Genomic DNA, 24219 nt, shown 5'->3' with positions numbered 1-24219 from the left:
TTGATCCTCCGTCATTTTCTCAAAGCTCTTTTCATTTCCATTCGTCCTCACTTGAAAACAACCAACAATAACGATAATCATTCTCATCTTGGATCAAAAAAAATATGCCACAATTCACCTATCCAAACATCAGCAACCTCAAGACAATAATGATAATCATTATCATGCTGTTTGCAAAAAAAATAATCCTTCACCAAGCTTTAACCTCACACCGGATTGAATCTTACAGCCCCATCTCCCATTCTGGTAAATGTTAGGATAAAACAACACAATTACGTCTTGAGTCTATCTTACACCCATGAAATTTGTCAAGCTTATTTTACCAAGCCAGTGACTTAAAATCCCCTTCGAGCATCCAACAAAAAATAATTCTGGATATAGTTTCTAAATATTGTATTGACATCGATAATGAGATTCATTATCATCATTTTAGTTAGTAATGATATTCATTATCAATTATTTTGGAATATTCAACCAGGAGGAGCTTCATGAAGAAGTACGTCTATCTATTTCTTGCTGCGATATTTTTGATGACAACCGGCTGCGGCACTACAGCAACGGATAGCGCCGGAGCTGCTTCTGCTAATGCGGGGGCGGCGCAATCCGCAACCGGATCGGCATCCTCTTCGAAGGCGGTAACCATCACCGATTTTGCCGGTCGTCAAATCTCGTTTAATACCGTCCCCCAAAAAATCGTAGCATTAAGCAACGGGGAGATGAACATTGTATACGCGCTTGGCGGAGAACTCGTCGGCAGACCTACAGCTACGGGACCGATCAGTGTGAAAGCGGCGGAAAAAGTGGAGCAAGTCGGTTCCACACACGGCATGATTTTGGAAAAAGTGGCCTATTTGAGTCCTGAGGTCGTGCTCGGCAACAATCCGTTGAATACGAAGGATATCGCTTCAGTGGAAAGCATCGGCGCCAAAATGGTGCTAACCCAGGCCAATTCGATCGACGATGTGAAAAAGCAAATTCAGCTGTTCGGCCAAATGCTGCAAAAAAGCGATAAAGCCGCCGAGCTGAATGCGTCCATCGATGCCAAAATCAAAGCGGCGGAAACCGGCCAAAGTTCGGCCAAACCGCGGGTTTTGATGGTTTACGGAGCACCCGGCACTTATATGGCCGCACTGAACAATTCGTTAAGCGGCGATATTCTTGTCAAAGCCGGAGGCGTGAATATTGCCGCCGATTATCCGGCATTAGACCAATATCCGCAATACGCCCAACTGAATACGGAAAAGATTATCAAATCCAACCCTCAGCTGATTGTCATTATGAGTCATGGCAACACGGAGAAATCTAAGGAAGGCTTCATCAAAGAAATGCAGCAAAATCCGGCCTGGAACAGTTTGGACGCGGTGAAAAACAACCATGTCGAGGTGCTCCCATCCGACCTGTTCGGCACGAATCCGGGAACCGACGTGGTCGACGCTCTCGATTTGATGAAGAAGCTGCTTGATGCAGCGAAGTGAACATGGATAGAACAGAACGCAATAACAGACGAAAAATCATGTTTTTTGCCGTACCGTTGCTTCTTATTGCCGTATCTTTGTATGGCCTTGCTTACGGCTCGGTATCTATTTCGCTCAAAGAGATCTGGGCGGTATTTACGTCGGGTGGTTCGCCCGTGCATGAGAAAATTATTATGAACCTGCGGCTTCCACGGGTTCTAGTGGGATTATTGACCGGAGCATGCCTGGCGGCATCCGGCGCACTTCTTCAAGGCGTGATGAAGAATCCGCTGGCCGATCCCGGAATCATTGGCGTATCCGCCGGCGGCGGGCTGGCGGCCGTCATCTGCATGATCATTTTTCCGGAATACAGCTACCTGCTGCCGGTTATGGCTTTTCTTGGCTCTTTTCTCACGTCGCTTGTCATCTATTTCTTGGCTTGGGACCAAGGTTCTTCCCCTTTAAAAATCATTCTTGCAGGGGTCGCCGTCAACGCTTTGCTGGGAGCTGTCATGAACGGAATTATGGTCGTATACAGCGACAGAGTGCAAGCGGTGCTTCCTTGGCTTGCCGGAGGCTTAAGCGGACGCAGTTGGCATCATTTCGAATACATGGCTCCCTATGCGCTGGGCGGACTTATATTATGCGTATTTGCGATTAAACCCGCCAACCTGCTGCTGCTTGGCGATGATTCGGCTAAACTGCTCGGGCAGCGCGTAGAGCTCCAGCGATTTCTCATTATTTTGCTGTCCTCGTTTCTGGCCGGGGTTGCCGTTAGCGTCGCCGGGTTAATCGGCTTCGTGGGGCTTGTTGTCCCGCATGCGGTACGGCTCATCACCGGAGAGGATTACCGTTTTTTGCTGCCATTCTCCATCCTGGGCGGGGCATCGCTTGTCGTTTTTGCCGATACGATTGCGCGGTCGTGGTTTGATCCGCTTGAGCTTCCGGTCGGTATTTTGCTCGCCGCATTAGGCGCGCCGTTCTTTTTATATTTGCTGAAGAAGCGGGGGATCAAGCCATGACTGCCGTTCAAACCGGCCAAATTGAATTGAACGTAGGCGCCTTTCGCTTGCAAGACATCACCCTGTCTTTTCCGGCCGGGAAAATTACCGCCATTATCGGCCCTAACGGCTCCGGGAAGTCGACGCTGCTGAAGGTCATCTCCCGACTGCTCCAAGCAGACCGTGGAGAGGTATCCATCCATGGCAAACCGATGAAAGATTACAAAGCACTAGAATTCGCCAAAACGATGTCCATGCTGACCCAATGGAAAAACCAGCTGCCCGAGCTGACGGTAAAAGAACTTGTCTCCTTCGGACGCGCTCCTTATAAACGGATGTTTGACCGTCAAACGGCCGAAGATGAAACGATTGTCGAATGGGCCATGACTGTTACCGGAACCAAAAGACATGAACACCGGATGTACCATACTTTGTCGGGAGGTGAACAGCAAAAATCTCGTATTGCCATGGCGTTGGCGCAGAAAACCAGCATCATCCTGCTTGATGAGCCGACCACGTTTTTGGACATCGCCCATCAGTTGGATGTTATGGAAATGCTGCAGAACATCAATCGTGACTACGGGCTTACCATTATTATGGTGCTGCACGATCTTCAGCAGGCCGCAACCTATTGCCATCATATGATCGCTATGAAACAGGGGCGTATTTTGGAAATCGGAAAACCTGCGGAAATTATAAACCCGGCGTTTTTAAAGCTGGTATACGGTATTGAAGCGAAAGTGAAATTCGAGGAAGGTTACCCGCTCATTATTCCTATAAGAAAAACTTCTATCGAAGTCCCTCAAAGACGAGCGACCGCGGATTAGCGGAAGTTTAGAGTCGACTCACATTCGCTGATTTCATATTCTAAAACACATTAGGAGGAATTATCTATGGTTATCGTTACAAATACTTCGCAAATTACAAAAGGCAATGCACATCAGTTGATCGAGCGTTTCGACAAAGTGGGAAAAGTGGAAGCAATGTCCGGATTTTTGGGCTTGGAAGTGCTGCTTACCGAAAATTCCGGCGAACACGATGAAGTAACCGTCGTTACCCGCTGGGATAAAAAGGAAGATTTCCAAGCATGGACACGCAGCGACGCCTTCAAAGAATCCCATAAACATGGCAGAGAAATTCCCGAATACATCGTATCCAATAAGATCTCTTTCTATGAGGTCAAAATCGTAAGACAACCAATAGCCGCTGGTCAATAATTTATCCGGCGACTGTCCGATCCGAAGGATCGTCATTACAAAAAAAGACGTGTACGCTGTCGACTTGTCGGCAGCATACACGTCTTTTTCACTTCTCATAACACGAACTTACGTTCCTGTTTATAACATCTCGATCACAGACTTCGGCAGCTTGCAGACCACGCTGTAGGCCGGATTAAATACATTGGCCACTTCATATTGTACGGCTTGCCCAAGCAGCAAACTTGCCTCGGTAACGGTCAAACCGTAATCCTCACGAAGCAGCGCCAGCATCTCCGTTGTCGCATGCTGAAGCGCCTGGTCCAGCGGTCTTGCATTGCCGACGCAAAACACATGTGTATCCGTTTGACCACGGGGCCATCCTATCGTTTTCCCTTTGATAAGTTGAACCCTGAATCGGACATCCATTGAAATCTCCACTCCGGTGCCGGCAATTTCCCCGTCCCCCTGCAAAGCATGCCCGTCACCGAGATGAAACAACGCACCCTCCGTAAATACCGGGAAATAAATACGGACTCCAGCTGTAAAACCTCTGTAATCCATATTGCCTCCGTATTCGCCGCTTGTAGCCGTTGAAATCGACTGTCCCTTGGCCGGCGCCACGCCAAAGCAGCCGAAGAAAGGCCGAAGCGGCAGCTGCAGATTCGCCAGCTTCCCTGCCCTCTGCTCCGGGAAGGCTATGCCTTGCCGGACATCAACCGTCCATCTCACAATATCGGACGGGGGCAGCTGCGCCGCAAACTCCGGATCAACCACATTCGGAGCAAGCCTGTTTGAAGTCCAGCCCCATTCACGGTTCGAGGTGATCGATTCGAAGATAACCTCCAGCGTGTCTCCCGGCATCGCTCCTTCCACGTAAAAAGGTCCTGTCATCGGATTGCCTCTTTCCGCCGCGCTTTCTCCGTCTGCTCCCCATCCTCTCGCGTCCACCGTCGAAGTAACGACGGCATCTCCACTGTTAAGCGTCAACACAGGTTGATGAGCGCCTATCGTATTGTAATAGCGCTCGGGTTGGAATTGATGAACTGTCATGCTCTTTTCTCCTCCTGTTTACAAAAAGTATAGGAAAGAACTGGGACAATATTGTAATATAGGAACTAGTGGTAAAAACTTCGTTGTGGCTGGTGAGACGCAGATGCTTAGTTTCTTTTCGGAGGAACATCTCTTATTAAACATATTTTTCATTATGTTTCCGTTAGTCTTTTATCAATTGGTGTTTCATGAAAAAGTGGAGCACCGCATCATTTTGAAAAATGTGATCGCTTGCGCCATATTTGCAGTGCCAAGCATCCTATGTATGATGCATCCAATTATTAAACAGCCTGGAATGATTTTCGATTTTCGCATCATCCCCTTAATATTATCTAGCTTTTACGGCAATAATGCCATCTTTTTATTGGTCAGCTCCGCTTTGATTGTATCTCGTTTTTGGATGGGAGGCCACGGTGCCTACATCAATCTGATTTCCTCTATCCTCACGATCGCACTTGTGTTTTTCTTCTCCAAAAAATACGGCCGCCTCAACCTGAAAGGGAAAATTACTATATGCGTGCTCACTTCTTACACAGGTAAATTTTTTGGAATTTTATTTAATTTGTATTTCGATCCTGCCTACAACCTCATGCTGCCAATCGCCTTTTACGCCATGCAAAGCATTTTCATGGGTTTCACCGTCTATATTATGGAAACGATTTTGAAAAATAGCAAACTGCGAAAAGAACTCATCGATTCGGAGAAAATGAAAGTTGCCAGCATCATATCCGCTTCGGTTGCCCATGAGATTCGAAATCCGCTTACAGCTGTAAGAGGGTTTATTCAACTGCTCGCAGCGGCCAATGTGAGCGCCGATAAAAAACAGATGTATTCCAAAGTCTGTTTGGACGAGCTCGACCGGGCACAGCAGATCATTACCGATTATCTCTGCCTCGCCAGACCGCATCCCGACGTCATCGAACATTTAAGTTTAAAAGAGGAAATTATATATGTCAGCTCTGTGCTTGTTTCCTATGCGAATCTGAAGGGCGTTGAGCTGCAAGTCCAGCTGGAGGAAAACGCGTATGTGACCGGAGACCGGCAGAAATTTAGGCAAAGCATCATCAATCTTGTAAAAAACGGCATTGAAGCCATGGACTTCGGCGGCAAACTGGTCGTTTCGTTGGAGAAGCAGTCTGAGGATATCAGCCTGATTATTACCGATTCCGGCAAAGGCATGACATTGGAGCAAATCAACCGTCTGGGGACACCTTATTTTTCCACAAAAGACAAAGGGACCGGGCTCGGTACAATGGTGGCTTTCAGCATTATCAAAAGTATGATGGGCAAGATCAAAGTGGAAAGCCAGCTTGGAAAAGGCACGGTTTATAAAATTACTTTTCCGGCCGTGGCGCAGACAAAGGCGATTTAGCCGGGCGGCCCCTTCTCACTCTCCCGGCTCCAGCAGTCCCATCTCAATGCAGGTCGTGATCTGCAGCTCTTTGACACCCGCTTGCGTAAAGCGGATACGGATACGTTCCTCTCCAACGCTTTCGATCTCGCCGTGTCCGAAAACGCGGTGCTTGACCGTATTCCCTGCTAGAAGCTGCCCCGGATCTTGATAAGCATCCGGGTTATACTCCACGGCCGGCTTCAGCAGCTTCGCCTTCTGCGACAACCGTTCGGCGGCGCGGGCGGATACGGACGGGGCCGTTCTTCCGGTAACAGCAGCCCCCCGGCTTCCAGCATCTCTCCCCGAAGCTCCCCGCACTTGCGCTCCTGCGCTTGCTTTTACCGGAACTTGCGGCGGCTCCTGCAGATGCCTCACGTTGGTCACAAAACGCGACTCCTTGACCGCTGCGCCGTCTTTCATTTTATAGGCAAGCAGCTCCAGATGCTGCCTGGCCCGCGTCATGCCGACATAAAAAAGCCGGACCGCCTCTTCCATATCCTCCCGCTGCCCCTCCTCCAGACGCCCGATCTCGTCACTTGAAGGAATAACGCCGTCGGTTAAATCGATCATGTATACGCGGTCGAATTCCAATCCTTTGGCGCTGTGCATGGTCGAGAACGTAACGGCATTTTCGTGTTTTTGAAACTTGGACGTCTTCATCACAGTTTCCAGGTGCTTCAGCCGAGCGGCAAAATCCTCCATCGTTTCAAGCTGATCGGCGATGTCCTCAAGCGTATTGAGAATACCCAGCAGGTACTCTCTGCGGAAACCGAGCCGCTCGCACATCTTGTCAATCGCCTTTTCGTAACCAAGCTTGTAACGAATATAACGGATCGCCTTTTGCGGCGGCATGCCCCTCATCTGTTCGAACGTTTCCTTCACTTCCTGCAGCTGCTTGACCTGGTAATCCTGGAGCGTAACATATCGCAGCAAGTTGTCGAATACCGAGCCGCCGGCGCCGATTTGCTTTAGCTCGGCCATCTGCACTCTTGTGATGTAGCCGTTCATTTTCATATGAATTTTCTCGAAAATATCGGGTCTTCTGTCGTTAAACGTCATTCGCATGAAATTAAGCACGTCTTCGACGACAAAGTGGGAGAAAAACCGGTTGTCGCCGTCCTTCATATAAAAAGGAATGCCCGCACGGTCGAATTCGTTCATTATCATGATTGAAGACGAATTGTTGCGGTACAGCACCGCCACTTCGCGCAAGTTGTCGAACCCCGCGATCCGTTCGGCCAAATATTTGGCCTGGTATTTATAATCGGCCAGCGTTTTGATTGTAATCGGTGTATGCGGCGGATTTTCCGTAAACATGTTTTTGTCGAAGCGGTTTTTGTTGCGTTTAATAAAACGGTTGGCCACATCCACGATGTTCCGCGAGGAGCGGTAGTTCTGCTCCAGCTTCATGATCGCGGCCTGCGGGTACACCTTGTGAAAATCGAGCAAATATTGCGGTTCCGCCGCACGCCATGTATAGATGCTTTGGTCGTCGTCAGCCACAACGCACAAATTGCCGTGCCTGTGCACGAGCTTTTCGACAATCGCATGCTGCACCAGCGAGGTATCCTGGCTTTCGTCGGTCAGCAAATAATCGTACCGGGCCTGATACTTCCGCAGCAGACCCGCGTCGCTATGCAGCGCCTCATTGGCAATCGTCAGCATGTCGTCGTAATCAAGCAGTAGCGTGTCCGATGCCGTTCGTTTAAAATGCTCGTACCGGCGCAGAATGCTCTCGGCATCGGGAACGTCGCATTTTACTTCCGGCCAGCGTGCTTCCGGCAGCAGTTTGTTTTTCACGTAGCTGATATATGTAGTTAAATCGTCCATTTGATCGTCGGTGATGTTCTCGCCGGTCATTTCTTTATACAGGTGGCGTAAAATGAACTTTTTGTGCAGCGGCGGCAGCGGCATACCCGAAGCGGAATACGCGGGAGACCTGCCCGGTGCCGATGGCATTCTCGGGGACGAGGCGGCCCGCAAGCCCGGCGCGGCTGCCTTCGCCGATATAGACGGCGACACAGCGGACGCCGAAAACGGCGCAGCCTGCCGCTGTGCCGTCGTGCCTCCGTCCGGCTGCTCCTCGTCTTCAATATCGACATCGCCTTCGATCAGCCGATAAGTCGTTCCGCTCTTCCAGAAATGGCTGCGCACCACCTCAAAAGCAAAACTGTGAATCGTGGAAAAATCGACGGCAGCCCCGGTCTGATCGGGAAAAAACCGCGCAAACCGCGCCTTCATATCGGCGGCCGATGCGCGGCTGAACGTAACCGCTTTGATGCGCGCCGGATGGACGCCTTTATGTTCAATGAGATAACCAATACGCATAATAATCGTAGTTGTCTTGCCCGCTCCCGGCGAAGCAAGCAGCAGCAGCGCGCCGTCCGTGTGCAGCACCGCCTGCTTTTGCACCCGATTCAGCGATACGCCCAGTTCCCTTTTTTTACGGGCAAAAAAGTCGTCTTGTATATGCATCACAAACAAATTCCTTTCGTGTAGCCCCGTTCATGCTTAATGCCTGACTGTAAATTCGCTCATCAATGCGATCACAGTAAGCCGTGTTATCTGCACCGGCATAAGCGTCTATTTTAACATGATAGCAAACACGAATAAAAATCTCTACCCGGCTATTGTTCCCATACGAGTAATCCCGCGCCGATCAGAACCGTTTCGATGGCGGCCTGAGCTCGTCCGATCACATTACGTTCCCGTGCCCGCGTTTCCACGCTTGCCGTATAAGCGACTTCACCGCTGCGGTGAATCAGCCCCGCATTTATTTTCGTGCCGCCGATATCGACACCAACAGCGTATTCAGCTTCAGGATCGTAAAACGTATGAATGCTCGTCACCCGGCTCCCCCTTATTCCGCCACTTTGCGCATCGCCTGAACATACCGCGCCGTAATGAGCTGTGGCCTTGTGATCGCGCTGCCGACAACAACATACGAGGCGCCTGCTTCTAACGCCAATGCCGCCTCTTCCGGGGTCCAGATCCGTCCTTCGGCGATGACAGGCACTTTCACCCGGGCGCTCAACTGCCGCACCAGTTCAAAATCCGGCGTCTCCAGCCGTGGGCTGTAAGGCGTATACCCGGACAAGGTCGTGCCGATAAAATCCACGCCAAGACGCTCCGCGGCGAGACCCTCCTCGTAAGTGGAAACGTCGGCCATCGCAAGCCGCCCGGCGTGATGCGCATAGGCAATCAGTCCCTGCCGGCCGAAATTCGCTGTAATCGCTTGTTTTTATAAAGAAAAAACGGCCTGTTTATTTACAAACAGGTCGCTTTTTTTACCTCATATGATTTTGGTTGCTGTGCTTTGAGTTGCTTTTTGCGCGTTTGGAGGGGAGGAGCAGGGGGCTCCGACCGTCAATTAAAAGCATGTCCCCTATAAGAAGATGAAAAGGTCGGGACATGCTTTTAAAAACGGCCGCTATCGCTTCTACACCCCCTGCTCATCCCTTGAGTCAGCTCTTTGCTATACTCATCTTTTTTAAAACTTATTTCAGCTTTTTGCTAGTCCGCTGGTTCCTTAACGGCTTAATTCCGGGATTCATATCCAGAGCACCATTGCAGCACTCTGGATATATTTCCCCCAGCCTAAGCGTTTTTCCAAGGCAAAGATTTTAATAATTGAATAAAAAGTCCTCCGACAACGGTTCTGTTTTTAAAAGCTACGCTTTTGGCATCCAATGTATAATACCAGTCCGAGAAAGGCACTCTGCTTCGCGATTCGTTCGCGAAATGCCAGAGCGGAGCGATGAGCCGCTCGAACGTTTCCCGGTCGTCTGAGAGGGCCGCGGCCCATACCAGCCAGTCCGATTTCGTATAGGTGCTGCGATTATCCAGCGGCGTGCCGTACTGATTTTGCATGGCCAGATAAAAACTGAGCTCTTTCTCGAATATTTCATCCGCAAACAGATGCAGTCCAAACAACCGGTCCCAGATCAAGTTGTACTTCAAACTCCATGTGCCCGGCTTATCAAACGCCAGCTTGTAATGATCGCCGTCGCGGGCCAGCTCTTCCCATTGAACGGCCATGCCGCGAGCAAGCTCCAGCAGCTGCGCCTTCTCGTCCTCTTTACCGAGCATGCCGCACAAAATCGCATAACTGCCGATGCCGACAATCGCCTTAACCGACAAGTTGGCGTTATGAGCCAAATGACCGGCAAAGTCATCCGTACACAGCTGATTGCCGGGATCAAGGCCGTTATCCCGCAAATAATTGACCCAAGTCGTGAGCAGCTCCCAGTTTTCCTTAGCAAAATCTGCATTGCCTTCGGCCAAAGCCACCGCTGCGGCCATGACAAGCATATTGCCGCATTCCTCAATCGGCATCTGGCGCTCCAACGACATACCGTACGCCTGCCCGTTAGCGATCGGATATCTGCCGACATCATGCGGCGCAAAATCGTAAGGCCACTCCGGAGAACTCGCATAACGGTAAATCGGACGCATCATCCCTTTAACCAGCTCCGGATTGTACAGCAAAAACAGCGGGATCGACGGATAACTGACATCTACGGTAGCCATACAGCCGTTGCTGTTGCATTCCTTGGACATAAACAACAGGTTGCCTTCGCCGTCTTCCACCAGCTTGTGAGCGGCAATCGCTTGGCGGTAAGCCAAACTTAACACATCCCTGTACTTCTCGCCTCCGGCCGCAAGCGCATCGCGCATCAACTGCTCGTCGAATTTTTGGGTGAGCTCCATGATCGGAGCATATTCGCCGATCGCCGCCTCCAGCATCTGTTCAAACGTCGCAAATTGCTTCCGCCAGTATCCAGGCAGCTGCTGATGGAAATATTCAACGGAAAAAATATCGTCGTAAGCAAGCACGACATAACGCGATACGCTTTTCGCGCCTACCTCGCCAAGTTCAAACAGCGTGGCCATCGCAGGCGTCTGCTCTTCCACGGCCCGCGGCATGCTGCGCTCGTCGGCAGCGGCAAATTCGCCGGAGGCGACAAAACTCTTGCGGCGCTCGACAGAACCGATAGCGGTGCTGAAGTTTCCTTCCTGCGGCACTGCAACGTAAAAATAACCCCAGTCGATACGTGTGCTGTCCCCTTTGCGTTTGAGCACAGGCTGTTTATGCGTCCCCATCCACATCACCTGCGTCTGGTCCGCCAGCGCGCCGCGCGACCACACCACTTCCTGCACCGGCGTATGTACGCACCATTCCGCTGTGGCATCGAAATAGATGCGCACATCGTGTACCGCTCCATCATTGGATGCAGCTTCAAAAGTAACATAAGAAGCAGGCCGGGATAAAATATCGAGTCTATCCATCAAAAGCGGCGAGGTAAATGTAACCTGCAAGGTAACTCCGCCGCCGGTAAATGTATAAAGGGTTGATGTCGGTCTGACGGCAAGCGAAATTTGTTCCATCGCTTCAGGTTCTTCATAACCTTCATCGGCATAATCAACCTTGCCCAGAAAACGGAATACTCGTCCATCAATGACGGCCAGCCCCACCATGCCGTGACGCTGCTCCATGGAATGCTGCTCCACCGTCCAGTGACGGGTATATCCGTCGGTTAAGCGGTCGTTAATCGACCAAACGCTGAAATAAGGGTCTATCGTGACAAGCGGAACTGCAGGCGGTCGAAGAGATGTCGTTGCAGATGACAATTCGAATTCCCCCATCCAAAAGTGTTTTATTACAAAAAATATGTAATTTATAAGTAAGTATATTCCTGAACCTTTAAACGTGTCAACGCTTCCACCGAAAAATTTTTTTTGAATTCATATGCTTGCGGCAAAACACAATCGCTCCTGGGCGGAAGCTTGCTTGCCGGCGGTATGTTTTGTCTGTATGCTGTGTTTGAATATCTTCCTATCGCTTTGGCAACCCCGCCAAACAACGTATCGGCGGAGTGTTTCTTGTGTGCTGCAGACTTGGGGCATGTCGAAAAACAAAGGAAAGTTAAGCCCGCAATACGGGCAATCGTCATATATGAGGGAGAGGTGAGGCCGAAAAATTGCGGATGATCTTATAACGGCTATGGCGTTGTACTGCATAAAAGCCGTATGATATATCACTATGAGGCAAATTCATTTATTACAATATTCTTGTAATAAATAGCGATTCCAGCTTTATTTTTGTACCGAATAATATATTTTCATAACAATGTCCTGAGCGTAGTCGCCGAACTGCTTACCAAACAGATTTAAACCGCCCTTATGCACCGCATCGTCTTTGACACCGATTTTGAAACTGACGTAATTTTGCTTTTGCAGCCGCAAATCGTTCAACACCACATTAGAGACGGCCACATCATCAACGAAACTTTTGGTTTTGTCGGTTTTCCACGTTTTTAATAAACCGTATTGCGTGCTCGCATCCGGCCACCAAGCCGGATTCAGCTGGCCCCTTCTGCCGCCAAAATCGCCCGGCGAGGTCCATGCTCCGACTTCCGTCTGGTTTACCCATACCGTAATATCCGACGGCCAATTATTGTCATATCCCGCGGCTTCCGAACACAATTCAAGAGAAAACTCGATGCTGAGCACATCCGCATTGGACGGAAGCTGCAGCGGAAAGCGGTATTCGATAAAACCCTTACGGAACCACAACAGCTGAGCCGCCACTCGCTGCGGGCTGAAGAAGCTGGACGGATCGTCCCCGGGGATAATATGGTCTAGGCTGCTCGCCATACCGCAGGTAGGCGACACTTCGTAATCGACAAAATGGCCAATCGGCATTTCCGATTGGTACATGTCGTTTTCAAGTTTGGCGGGAGATGTGCTGAGCTTAATCCGAATATCGTTAAAATTTCTGCTGCAAACTTTCATGGCTCCTCTGGTCGCAGGCTGAAGCTCCGTGACGATAAGCCCCGCTTTCTCCAGCACCTTAACATTGGAAGCCGCGGTGGAAACAGGGATTTGCAGCGCATCGGCAAGCTCGATGATGTTCATATTCCTTACATTTAACAGCTGCAAGATGCTCACTCGGATTTCCGAAGCCAAGGCATGGGTGACTTTAACCAGTTCCTCCGGTTCGCTCAAATATAAATTCAGCAATCGCGTTACCTCCGTTTTAAAGCCCGGCTGATCAGCCGCAGGCTTCCCTCTTTGTATTCCTAGTGTAGTCGATTCTGCGTGTTTGCTCAATATCCGCGGCGTATCGGCGCGGCTTGTGACTGAACATGGCTTAAAAAGCGGAGCGTAAATCGTCCGGCAAACCGTTGGAGCTTGGTGAGTCCTTCGGGGCATGGAGTTCGAGCTTAGAGTCTTCGGAGCGTGGAGTTGTTCGGAGCGTGGAGTCTTCGAAGCTTGAAAAACTTTGGAGCGTGAGTCCTTCGGAGCGTGGAGTTCCTTTTGGCGCTTTGGATGAGGAATGTGCATGGGATTCCAACCGCCAATTAAAATCATGTCCCTTGAATTAAATCCAATGCGGACGGGCCATGATTTTAAACGCGGCCGCTGACGCTTTTCCATCCCATGCACATTCCTTGGTTCGACTATGCTGCCAATCTGCGGCTTATAAAAAGCATAACCGTCGCTTCGCCGCCCCATTTTCGGGGCAGTACCTTTTGCTGCGAACTCATGGGAAGCCTACCATTTATCCACGGCTCATCACAGCACATAAGTTCCACAACAAGAAAAAACAACAACCGAACCTGGACGGGATACCCGCCAAGTCCGGTTGTTGGTTGATTTGCAAGAATGCTGCAGCTTCGCTTATTTAGGCAAGTTTATGCGAGCGCGGGCTATCTTCGCCGACGCTCGCGCTGCGGCTTCAAGCGCGCGCGTCTTCGCGCAGCTTGATCGCCTTCAGCGCCTTCATCGGGCTGTTTGCGCCGCGGCCAAACATATCGTGCATCTCGTTGTACACTCGATACAGCTCATCGTACACGGCCGCATGCTCGGGATTCGGCCGGTACGTTTCCTCGCGGACGCGGGCCATGCTCGCCGCCGCTGCGGCGACGCTGTCGTAGCCGCCTCTTGCGGAACCTGCCGCTACCGCGCCAAACATCGCTGCGCCGAGCGCAGGCGTTTGCGTCGAATCGGCGATTTTGATCTCGCGTCCGGTCACGTCGGCGTAAATTTGCATCAGCAGCCGGTTGCGCTGCGGCAAACCGCCGCAAGCGAACAACTCGTTTACTTCCGCTCCCGCCTCGTGGAACGTGTCGATAATTTTGCGCGTGCCAAAAGCAGTCGCTTCCAGCAGCGCACGGTATATCTCCTCCGGCTTCGTCTGCAGCGTCAAACCGACGATCAGCCCGCTGAGGTCGGCGTCGACAAGCACCGAGCGGTTGCCGTTCCACCAGTCCAGCGCCATTAGGCCATGCTGGCCGGGCTTCAGCTCCGCGGCGCGGCTCTCCAGCCAGCCGTGGACATTAATGCCTTCGCTTGCCGCGGCTTCTTGGACATAAGCCGGCACACCTTGCTCGACATACCAGCCGAAAATGTCGCCGACAGCCGGCTGACCGGCTTCATAACCGTACAATCCCGGCACGATGCCGTCTTCGACGACACCACACATGCCTTCGACGTGAATCTCCTTGTCGCTGAGCAGCATATGGCACAGCGACGTGCCCATCGCCATCACCATCTGGCCCGGCTGCGCCGCTCCCGTGCCGGGAACGGCCGCATGGGCGTCGATAATGCCGATAGCTACCGCCGTACCGGGACGCAGGCCCATCATTTCCGCGGCTTCCGCGGTTAACTCGCCCGCCTTCGTGCCCAGCGGCACGACTTCGCCGGGCAGCTTTTCTTCAACAAACCGCTCCAAACGCGGATCGAGCGCACGGAAGAAATCGGACGACGGGTACCCGTCCGCTTTATGCCACATCGCCTTATAGCCGGCACAGCAGCTGCTCCGCAGCACATTGCCGGTCATGCGGTAAGTGACCCAATCGGTCGCCTCCAAAAACTGATGTGCCGCTTCGTACACATGGGGCGCTTCGTTCAGCGTCTGCCACGCCTTGGCAAGCAGCCATTCCGACGACGTTTTGCCGCCGTATCTTTGCAGAAACGGCTCTTCCCGCTCCACCGCGATCTCGTTGATCACGTTCGCTTCATCCTGCGCGGCATGATGCTTCCAGAGCTTGACGTAAGCGTGGGGCTCGTCTTTATATGCGTCCAGCATGCACAACGGGACGCCGCTTTCGTCAAGCGGCATCACCGTACATGCGGTAAAATCGATTCCGATCCCGATCACCTGCTCGGGATTCACTCCTGCCAGACGCAGCGCCTCCGGCACCGAACGGCGCAGCACCTCCAAATAATCGTCCGGGTGCTGCAGCGCCCAATCGGGCGGAAGCGGCTGGCCGGAGCTGGGAAGCGTCTCGTCGATCACGCCGTGCGGGTAAGGCGTCACATGGACACCCAGCTCCGCACCACTCGTCACATCAACGACGACGGCGCGCCCCGATTCCGTTCCGTAGTCCACTCCTATAGCATAACGTTTCTCCATTACTGATTCTCTCCTTACCGGTATAGCGGTCCAAATGCGGCGCAAGCCCGATAATCGGCTCCAATCGGCTCATTCACGCCAAACGCGGTCCAGGCGCTTGGACGAAGAATGCTCTCATCGGCAACGTTGTGCATGCAGACCGGAATGCGCAGCATGGAAGCTAGCGTAATCAGATCGCCGCCGACATGCCCGTAGCTGACGGAACAGTGATTCGAACCCCAGTTGCTCATCACGGAGTAGACGTCCTTAAATGCGCCTTCGCCGGTCAGATTTGGCACAAACCACGTTGTCGGCCACGTCGGATTGGAACGTTGGTCGAGCACATCGTGCACCTCTTGCGGCAGCTCTACCGTGTAGCCTTCGGCAATCTGCAGCACAGGGCCGGTGCCTTTGACGACATTAATGCGCGCCATCGTGGCCGGCATGCCGCCGCGGGTCGTAAAGTCGGTCGAATACCCGCCGCCGCGGAAGAAGTCGACCGCCGTACACCACAGTGTCGCATCCAGGCATTTCTGAGCTTCTTCTTCCGTAATGTCCCAGAACGGTTTCATCGCTGGGTTGCCGTCGATCGTCTGCTCGCCGGTGCCGTCAAGCGCCGCAGGGCCGGAGTTGATCAAATGAATGACGCCGCCCGCAGCTGCGCCGCTCAGTTCGTGGCCGGTTACGCGTTTCACCGCTTCCGGGCTCCAATACGTCCGCACGTCGGCAAAAATTTGCGCGCTGTTCGTCAGCAAGTGCCCCAGCAGCATCGTCACCGCATTCAGGTTGTCGTTTTCCGTTGCCAAAATAAACGGTTCGCGAATGCCGTTCCAGTCAAACGAGCTGCTTAAAATCGCTTCCATGAAATCGCCGGTTGGGAAATGGTCCGTCCAGGCGCGCTGCCCTTGGAACCCTGCGGCGATTGCGTTATGGCCCATGCCTTCTTCGGCAAAGCCCATTTCGGCCAGCTTCGGATTGCCAACCATCAGATCGCGGGCGATCAGCGCCATTTTGACCACCGTTTCCCAAGCCTGCTCCTCTTGTTCAGGGGTCCGTTTCAACTCAGGCGGGTTGACGTCGGCGCCGATTTTGCAGTTTTCCTTCGTCCAAGCAAGCGCCTTCTCATACTCTTCTTTGTCGTAAATACCGCGTTCCATCCGCTTGATAAATTCCGTCATATCGACATATTCGTTGCGCATCCCCAGGTAATCCTGGAAAAACGACTCGTCGACGATACAGCCGGCAATACCCATCGATACCGAACCCATGGAAAGATACGACTTGCCGCGCATCGTCGCGACCGCAAGACCGGCCTTGGCGAATTTCAGCAGCTTCTGCTGCACATCTTCCGGAATCGAGCTGTCGCCGATATCCTGCACGTCTTTCCCGTAAATGCTGAACGCCGGCAGCCCCTTCTGATTGTGAGCGGCCAACGCCGACGCCAAATACACGGCCCCCGGACGTTCCGTGCCGTTAAAGCCCCAAATCGCCTTGACGGTGAGCGGGTCGGTATCGATCGTCTCCAAAGGGTAACACCACGACGGCGTTACGGAAATCGTTACGCCAACGCCTTCCTTGCGGAACTTCTCCGCGGTCCGCGCCGCTTCCGCCACACCGCCGATCGTCGTATCAGCAATGACACATTCAACCGGCAGACCGTTGGAATGACGCAAATTGGCACTTAAAAATTCGGCGCAGGCTTGCGCCAGATTCATGGTCGGTTCTTCGAGCGATTCTCTGATTCCGCCCCGGCGGCCGTCGATAATGGGACGAATCCCGATCTTGGGCATATCTCCTTGCAGGCGGTTAACGATAGGTGCAGTCATCGGTTGGTTCCTCCTCAATAGGTCGATGTAGATGGATTATTGCAGCGGATATTTTTGGGCGTACGTCTTGGACAATCTGTGCATTTGTTCAACCTCAAGCCGGTTGGTGGCGGTCAGCTGATCTTTGCGCGAGCGGCTGAGAATGGTTGAGTAAACGCCTTCCAGCTGCAAATAATATTTCGCGGTGATCGGATAAGGCTTGCTTTCCATAAACGAAGCCACGCTGAGCACATTCATCAAATGATCGGCTTCCTCCGGCTGTTCCTTCCAATTTCTTGACAGCCACACGTACAACTCCGGATGGAAGTTGGCCATAACACCGCTGTAGCCGGTGATGCCGATCTTATACGTTTCGAGCAGCGTAGCCGTATTGGCGTTGTAGATTTGCAAGTCTGTGCCGCGAACCGCTTCCAGCTTTGCTCTCATATTCTCCACGTCACAGCTCGTATCCTTCAAAAATAAAAATCTTCCCGTATCTGCTGAAAATTTAAGCATTTCAGGGGAGATCAAACGTTTGTACGGATGAGGACATTCGTAAAAACCAAGTGCGATATCATCCGGAATAACTTCGAGCAGCTTCTCCAGATTGGCTTTCCAAACATCATCGGATTCGTCCTGTTTGGCTAGCCGGTTTGTAATCAGCACCAATGCGTCGATGCCCGTTGCCGCCATCGCCTGCAATTCCTCGACTTGATCCTCGAAGCTGTCGGAAATATGGCCCGAAGCGATGACAGGTACACGGCCGGCCGATTTCTCAACGACAAACGCGGCAACTTTAACACGTTCTTCCAAGCTCAGAAAAAACATTTCACTGGATTGGCATACGGCAAACAAGCCGTCCACTCCGTTTTTGATGTACCAGTCCACCGCACGTTCCAACGATTCGTAATCCACCTCGTTGTTTTCAGTGTAAGGGGTAACCATCGTCGGCCAAACGCCTGCAGGAATACTTTTTTTCATCTCAATCTCCCTCTCGGTCCATTTTTATAATTATTCAAAAGTAAGAGTAAACTGTCGGAATTTGATATTTTCTCTTTTCCATGTGTACGTTACGAACACCTGATTACCCTCCGCCACGATCGCAGGGTACGAATATTCGCCTGGTTCGTCCTCCAAAACCAGTTCATGGCCCCAAGTCAGGCCATTATCGCCGGAAACCGTAAGCACCAGCGGCGTACGCGGCCCCCAGTTCGTTCCGACCGGATTCATCGCCATGACGAGAATCCCGTTATCCAGTTTTACCAAGTCGATACCGCTGTTGTTGTTCGGCAATGAAGTCGCGTAAGCCTCGCTCCAGGAGCGTCCGCCATCTACAGAGTCGCTGCGGAAGATGCGCTCTTCCGAACTGCGCAGCAGCATGTGTACCTTGCCGGGCTCCGATTCCCAAAGCGTCGGCTGAATGACGCCCCGCCCGAGAAACGATTGCTCCGATACCGGAACCTCGCTGCCTGTAACCGCTTTAATGCCGCGGTAATCAAGCGCTGCGATCCGAATATCGCCGCTTCTTGTCCAGCTTCCGCCTTCATCTTCGGAACGGTCTGCAAACGCTTGCCAAATTCCGTCTTCTGTCGAAGCCGGGGCGAGCCAAGCGCCGTCCGAAAGCACAATCAGCTTGTTGCGCACAGGCCCGCGGCCGCCGAAATCCCCTTCAACGAGCGGCGATGGCTGCGACCAAGTATGACCTCCGTCATGCGAAATTTTGACCAGTGTCTGCCATGTTTTGATCAGCCGGCCTACCTTGTAGAAGAGTACTAGTTCGCCGCTGGTTTTACTATGAATTACGGGATTCCAATGCGGCAATTCCTCTTGATCGGCTACATTAAAAGGTGCGGACCACCTGCCTCCGCTCCTTATCGAAGCCCAAATGGCGACATCGTCGGCGCCCTCCTGGCTGCCTCCGAACCATACCGCCAGCACGCCTCCATCAGGCAGCACGGCCAAATGGGAAGCATGACAGCTTGCAAACGGACGTTCCTCGCCAAAGATTAACTCGTTAGCTACAGATGTAAACATCGTCGTAAATGCCTCCCGCATCTTGTTTGGCGAACCTCTCACATGAGATACTCGAGCTGAAAAAAGTCAATGGAACCTACTGCTTAAAGCTTTACTGCGGTGTTGCTAATACGTTTTTGCTAATACGTTTTAATTATATGTACCCAGCGCTTTCGCGTCAACAGTTTTTCGGGCTGCTTACAACGGTCAATTATATTAAATTCACACCTAGTCACTGTAAATGGAATTTATGTATGATATAGGTAAGAGGAACATCGGCGGGCGCCCAACTGCTTGCCGTACAATTCGGAGAAACGATGGCGCACATCCTGACGCGATTGCAGGATGAGGCACTGCTGCGAAATCCTGAAATTTAAGAATACGGGGTGGCATCCCATCATAGCTTTATCAGCGGAATATCAGCCGGCGGCCATTCAACTTTAACCCGCTGTTCATGTACAATTTTACAAGTGAAATTGGGAGGACTGGTTAAAGCGATGACAACAAGGTGGATGAAGCCGCTTGCCGGCTGTTTGGTTGTATTGTTCCTCATGGCGGTCACGTTAGGCTGCAAAGAAGCCGAGCCATTGCCCGAAGATACGATGAGGGCGTTTGTAGAGGCGTGGCGGCAAGCGCAGTATGGTTCCATGTACGATCTGATTTCCGCCGATATGAAGCAGCAATACACCGCGGATACTTTTACCGCACGTTATAAAAGCATTTACGATGGCATCGGCATGAGCGGCTTGTCTATTCAATGGCAGCCTGTTGAACCGGCTCAGGATGCAAAGTCCGCGCAAGGAGCCAAAACCTCAAGCGGCAAAAAAACGCAAGATCAGGATGCCGGTACGGCCTTGTATCAGTTTCACGTCGATATGAGCACGTTTGCCGGACCGATTGCTTACGATCAAACCGCCCGGCTGGTCAAAGAGAAAAAAACGGACGGCAAAACCTCAAGCTGGAAAGTGCGCTGGGACTCCGGTTACATCCACCCCAAGCTTACGGACAAAGATAAGGTGCGCGTCGAAGAGACACCCCCGCTTCGCGGAGAAATCGTGGACCGGCAGGGGCTGGGGCTTGCCATTAACGAAGTAAAGCTGGAAATCGGAATCGTTCCGAAGCAGCTCCCCGCACAACCGGACGATGCGATTCAGAAGTTGGCCGACCTGCTCAAAATGAATGCCAAAGATATCCAGGCGAAGCTGAAGGCGACTTGGGTCAAGCCGGAATATTTTGTGCCGGTTACGATTATTTCCGCAGACGATCAACGGCTGGAGCCGATTGTGTCGGTCCCCGGGGCGGATTACCGCAAGAAAAAGGTGCGTTCTTATCCGCTGGAAGAAGCGGCCGCCCATCTGGTCGGGTACATAGGCAAGATTAGTGCGGAAGAGCTGGCAAAATATAAGGACAAAGGGTACCAAACCGACGATTGGATCGGCAAATCGGGATTGGAGCTTGCTTTTGAATCCACATTGCGCGGAAAACCCGGCGGACGTATTTTTATTACGGATGCGGACGGCAAAGAAAAAGCAACGCTTGTGCGACGCGAGCCTGCGAACGGCGAAAACGTCCAGTTAACCATCGATGCCGAGCTGCAGCTGGATATGTACCGGCAGCTGGAGAAAGATACGGGCGCGGGCGTCGCCCTCCACCCGCTCACAGGCGAGGTGCTTGCGATGGTCAGCGTGCCGGCGTATAACCCGAATCTGTTCATCAGCGGAGTCTCGTCCGAGCAGTGGAAACAGTGGAGCGACAATCCGGCCAAGCCGCTGCTGAACCGGTTCGCCCGCGCCTACACGCCTGGTTCGGCCTTCAAGCCGCTGACCGCGGCGATCGCGCTGCAAAATCATACGCTGGACCCGGATGCGGAGCGAAGCATTGTCGGCAAACAGTGGAAGAAAGATACGTCATGGGGCAACTATTACGTCACAAGGGTGTCTGAGTCGCAAAGCGCAGTTAATCTTGCCACCGCGCTGATGTATTCGGACAACATTTATTTTGCACAGACGGCGCTGGAATTAGGGGCACAGAAGTTTGTCGAGGAGGCTAGCAAATTCGGGTTCGGCGAGAAATGGAACTTGCCCGTCGCCTTGGATACGTCCACCTTGTCCAACAACGGAAAAATGAAAAACGAAGTGCAGCTCGCCGACTCGGGTTACGGGCAAGGGGAAGTGCTGATGACTCCGCTGCATGTAGCCGCAACCTATACGGTGTTTGCCAATGGCGGAACGATGATTAAGCCGAAGCTGCTGCTGAACAATGATGAGAAGGCGGTTCCGTGGAAAAGCGGACTCATTAGTCCCGAGGTGGCAAAAACGGTCACCGATAAAATGGTGGAGGTCATCGATAACCCCGCCGGAACGGGGCATGATGCCCAAGTGAAGGGACTCCGGTTGGCAGGCAAAACCGGAACTGCGGAGCTGAAAACAAAAAAAGACGAGGCCGGCCAGGAAAACGGCTGGTTTGTCGCCTTCGATACCGAGCAGCCCCGGTTGCTCACCGCCATCGTCGTCGAGCAGGTGCAGGATCGCCGCGGCAGCCATTATATTTCGCCGAAAATCAAAAGCTTGTTTAGTTCTTATGCCGCGAAAAAACAGTAGTTTTTTCGCAGCAAAAGGCCGCCGCACACCGCGGCGGCCGCGCGCAGTCTCCTACAGCGATCTGCGGTAAATCGCCAGCACGTCTTCGTGGTTCAGCTTTTGGAAGTTGCCGAACGGGCCGTACACCATCGCTTTGTCCGCCATCAGCTCCAGCTTGTCTTCGCCGATGCCGTAATCAGCCAAGCGGCTTGGCGCTCCGATGCTGGACCAGAAGGCACGCAGCGCCGCGATGCCGGCCAAAGCAGTCTCCCGGTCGGACCGGCCGGCGGGATCGATGCCGAAAACATGGACCGCAAACTGCTTAAAGCGACCAACCCCGCTATCCAGCACATGCTCCATCCAATTCGGGAACAGGATCGCCAGTCCCCCGCCGTGCGGGATATCGTAGACGGCGCTCACCGCATGTTCGATGTTGTGCGTCGCCCAGTCGCCGCGGATGCCCATGGAGATCACGCCGTTCAGCGCCATCGTGCCGCTGTACAATATCGTCTCGCGGTGTTGGAAATCGCCCAGGTTGTCCAGCAGCTTAGGCGCCGTATCGATCACGGTGCGCAAAATCGTTTCGCAGAACCCGTCCTGAACAGGAGCGTTTTCCGTATGGTTAAAATATGTTTCCAATACGTGAGACATGATGTCCACCATGCCGTATATCGTCTGATCCTTCGGGACCGTATATGTAAATTCGGGATCCAGAATAGAGAACCGCGGGAACGTAAGCGGACTGCCCCAACCGTATTTCTCCTTTGTTTCCCAATTGGTAATGACCGAACCCGAGTTCATCTCCGATCCGGTCGCCGCAAGCGTCAGCACCGTCCCGAAAGGCAGTGCATCCGTACCGGTCGCCTTGCGGGTAATAATATCCCATACTTCCCCGTCAAACTTCGCGCCGATCGCAATGGCTTTAACGCAATCAATGACGCTGCCGCCCCCTACGGCAAGGATGAAGTCGATGTTTTCGCTTCTGCATAACTCGATCCCTTTATGGACGGTAGTCAGACGCGGATTCGGCTCAACGCCGCCAAGCTCGACCACTTTGGCATCGATGCTTTTCAGCAGATCGATCGTCTTGTCGTAAACCCCGTTTCTCTTAATGCTGCCGCCGCCGTAAACCAGCAGCACATTTTTGCCGTACTGCGGAATTTGCGCAGAAAGCTGCTCCAACGTCCCTTTTCCGAAAAACAGCCGCGTCGGGTTATAAAACATAAATGTATTCATTCCGCTTCCCTCCATATCGGATCGTTTAGGTTACAATGGTATTATAATCCATAATGGGTCACGAAATGTATAGCGGGCGAATATTGTCCCGGGCTTCCCGTTTGTGAGGTGGTTACACGTATCAGTTCGTAACGCTACATGCTCCCCGCGTATGTTCGTCATAGCTCAGACCAAGGCGCGGCGGGAGCATCTTCAAGGGGCTTATTCCTAACATAAGAAAATAATAAGCTTAGAGACGTTATATGGCAGGCGAAGTCAATGAAAAGTTAAAGGGGATTACTATATGGGATTATTTGAGCTTTATAAGCAGATGAAAGATAGTGGACAATTTATTGATTTCGATAAACTGACTAAAGATGAATTAAGAACATGGTTCTTGATGATCTTTTGTTAGGAAGAACTGAGGAAAGCTTAAAATTTAATTTGGATACTAAAGAACGATTGATGGTCAGTGAGAATATTGACATGATATCAAAAGCTGTCGTTCATTTCGTATTTAGAAATGGCCCAATTGAAGATATGCATGCAAATGGCCAGCTATCTGAAAGCGACATGATGACATTAAATAAATTTGTCCACAACAGATTGGCATACATTTTTCAACTTGTTGTCCAAGAAAGGTGGTTGGAATTAGATTTCCTTATTAAATCACAATCATTATTTGGCTCTGCATGGGATAAGGCTGAACCTGACGATGGTGGTAATAGGAAAGTATTAAGTATGATGCTTGAGAGAGATTAAAGACCCAAAATTTCTGACGAGGAGTTACGCTTTAGAATTGATTTAATGATTATTCATACGAGTAAGAATGAACAAAAAATTTTGGATAGTTTTGGGTTCAGTGAGGATGATGAAAGTTGGCAACTTTCTATTATGAGTCGATCAGTAGCAATTAGCAGTCTCGAAAAAAATTCAATTTATAAGAAAATGGATAGCAAGACTCAACGAGCATTGTTTAAAGGTGACAAGGCGTTTTATTTCGAAAGGATGGCTATCACCCATTCACCGTTAACAAAAAAATTAGAATCTGGCATATATAACTATTAATTCGTCGATGCCCTCCTCTTCCAGAAGCACCCATGAGGTTCC

At 51.7% G+C, this 24219-nt stretch carries 18 protein-coding genes; 7 read left to right on the top strand and 11 right to left on the bottom strand.

Annotated elements, in window-relative coordinates; genetic code table 11:
* Positions 1-488: 488 nt before the first annotated feature.
* The 4 genes from EYB31_RS25780 (at position 489) to isdG (ending at position 3672) form a co-directional block, all read left to right on the top strand.
* Entirely contained in the window at positions 489-1475 is a 987-nt protein-coding gene (locus EYB31_RS25780) for an ABC transporter substrate-binding protein (RefSeq protein ID WP_131016318.1), read from the top strand.
* Positions 1476-1477: 2 nt separating this feature from the next.
* Positions 1478-2476: a FecCD family ABC transporter permease gene (locus EYB31_RS25775; RefSeq protein ID WP_131016317.1), complete on the top strand. Its 999-nt coding sequence runs from the start codon at positions 1478-1480 to the stop codon at positions 2474-2476.
* On the top strand, positions 2473-3282 hold the full coding sequence (locus tag EYB31_RS25770) for an ABC transporter ATP-binding protein (RefSeq protein ID WP_240762863.1): 810 nt from the start codon (positions 2473-2475) through the stop codon (positions 3280-3282). Before EYB31_RS25775 ends, EYB31_RS25770 begins: the two co-directional genes overlap by 4 nt.
* A 66-nt stretch (positions 3283-3348) precedes the next feature.
* Positions 3349-3672, top strand: a complete 324-nt coding sequence (gene isdG, locus EYB31_RS40990; protein ID WP_240762861.1) for a heme oxygenase — start codon at positions 3349-3351, stop codon at positions 3670-3672.
* A gap of 120 nt (positions 3673-3792) precedes the next feature.
* Here isdG and EYB31_RS25765 read toward each other — a convergent pair whose 3' ends face one another.
* Positions 3793-4704: an acetamidase/formamidase family protein gene (locus EYB31_RS25765; RefSeq protein ID WP_131016316.1), complete on the bottom strand. Its 912-nt coding sequence runs from the start codon at positions 4702-4704 to the stop codon at positions 3793-3795.
* 154 nt (positions 4705-4858) lie between these two features.
* On the opposite strand from EYB31_RS25765, the gene EYB31_RS25760 reads away from it, so the two are divergent.
* The gene (locus EYB31_RS25760; RefSeq protein ID WP_165452619.1) at positions 4859-6076 is read left to right on the top strand and encodes an ATP-binding protein; all 1218 of its coding nucleotides are present in this window, start codon (positions 4859-4861) and stop codon (positions 6074-6076) included.
* A gap of 15 nt (positions 6077-6091) precedes the next feature.
* Here the strand turns inward: EYB31_RS25760 and EYB31_RS25755 are convergent, their stop codons facing one another.
* The 9 genes from EYB31_RS25755 to EYB31_RS25715 form a co-directional block, all read right to left on the bottom strand.
* The gene (locus EYB31_RS25755; protein WP_131016431.1) at positions 6092-8572 is read right to left on the bottom strand and encodes an ATP-dependent helicase; all 2481 of its coding nucleotides are present in this window, start codon (positions 8570-8572) and stop codon (positions 6092-6094) included.
* Between the two features lie 152 nt (positions 8573-8724).
* Entirely contained in the window at positions 8725-8946 is a 222-nt protein-coding gene (locus tag EYB31_RS25750; RefSeq protein ID WP_131016314.1) for an ROK family protein, read from the bottom strand.
* An 11-nt stretch (positions 8947-8957) separates the two neighbouring features.
* The gene (locus tag EYB31_RS25745; RefSeq protein WP_276322092.1) at positions 8958-9302 is read right to left on the bottom strand and encodes a nitronate monooxygenase; all 345 of its coding nucleotides are present in this window, start codon (positions 9300-9302) and stop codon (positions 8958-8960) included.
* A 392-nt stretch (positions 9303-9694) separates the two neighbouring features.
* Positions 9695-11728 carry a glutaminase family protein gene (locus tag EYB31_RS25740; RefSeq protein ID WP_240762857.1) on the bottom strand — a complete coding sequence of 678 codons (2034 nt, stop codon included), beginning with the start codon at positions 11726-11728 and terminating at the stop codon, positions 9695-9697.
* Between the two features lie 465 nt (positions 11729-12193).
* Complete coding sequence (locus tag EYB31_RS25735; protein ID WP_131016311.1) at positions 12194-13120, bottom strand: ArsR/SmtB family transcription factor; 927 nt, start codon at positions 13118-13120, stop codon at positions 12194-12196.
* A 718-nt stretch (positions 13121-13838) separates the two neighbouring features.
* Positions 13839-15518: a ribulokinase gene (locus tag EYB31_RS25730; protein WP_131016310.1), complete on the bottom strand. Its 1680-nt coding sequence runs from the start codon at positions 15516-15518 to the stop codon at positions 13839-13841.
* 14 nt (positions 15519-15532) lie between these two features.
* Entirely contained in the window at positions 15533-17323 is a 1791-nt protein-coding gene (locus tag EYB31_RS25725) for an L-fucose isomerase (protein WP_131016309.1), read from the bottom strand.
* A 36-nt stretch (positions 17324-17359) separates the two neighbouring features.
* Entirely contained in the window at positions 17360-18283 is a 924-nt protein-coding gene (locus EYB31_RS25720) for a dihydrodipicolinate synthase family protein (RefSeq protein ID WP_131016308.1), read from the bottom strand.
* A 30-nt stretch (positions 18284-18313) separates the two neighbouring features.
* On the bottom strand, positions 18314-19336 hold the full coding sequence (locus tag EYB31_RS25715; RefSeq protein ID WP_131016307.1) for a sialidase family protein: 1023 nt from the start codon (positions 19334-19336) through the stop codon (positions 18314-18316).
* A 476-nt stretch (positions 19337-19812) separates the two neighbouring features.
* On the opposite strand from EYB31_RS25715, the gene EYB31_RS25710 reads away from it, so the two are divergent.
* Positions 19813-21915: a penicillin-binding transpeptidase domain-containing protein gene (locus tag EYB31_RS25710; protein ID WP_131016306.1), complete on the top strand. Its 2103-nt coding sequence runs from the start codon at positions 19813-19815 to the stop codon at positions 21913-21915.
* A 51-nt stretch (positions 21916-21966) separates the two neighbouring features.
* Here EYB31_RS25710 and EYB31_RS25705 read toward each other — a convergent pair whose 3' ends face one another.
* Positions 21967-23130, bottom strand: coding sequence for an iron-containing alcohol dehydrogenase (locus EYB31_RS25705; RefSeq protein ID WP_131016305.1), 1164 nt, complete (start codon positions 23128-23130; stop codon positions 21967-21969).
* 369 nt (positions 23131-23499) lie between these two features.
* Between EYB31_RS25705 and EYB31_RS25700 the strand changes: the two genes are divergently transcribed.
* Positions 23500-23871, top strand: a complete 372-nt coding sequence (locus EYB31_RS25700; RefSeq protein ID WP_131016304.1) for a hypothetical protein — start codon at positions 23500-23502, stop codon at positions 23869-23871.
* The last annotated feature ends 348 nt before the right edge of the window (positions 23872-24219 follow it).

The sequence above is a fragment of the Paenibacillus thalictri genome (assembly GCF_004307995.1).
Lineage (GTDB): Bacteria > Bacillota > Bacilli > Paenibacillales > NBRC-103111 > Paenibacillus_AF > Paenibacillus_AF thalictri.
Note: the sequence above shows the minus strand (reverse complement) of the source record. Positions and strands in the feature narration are given on the sequence as shown.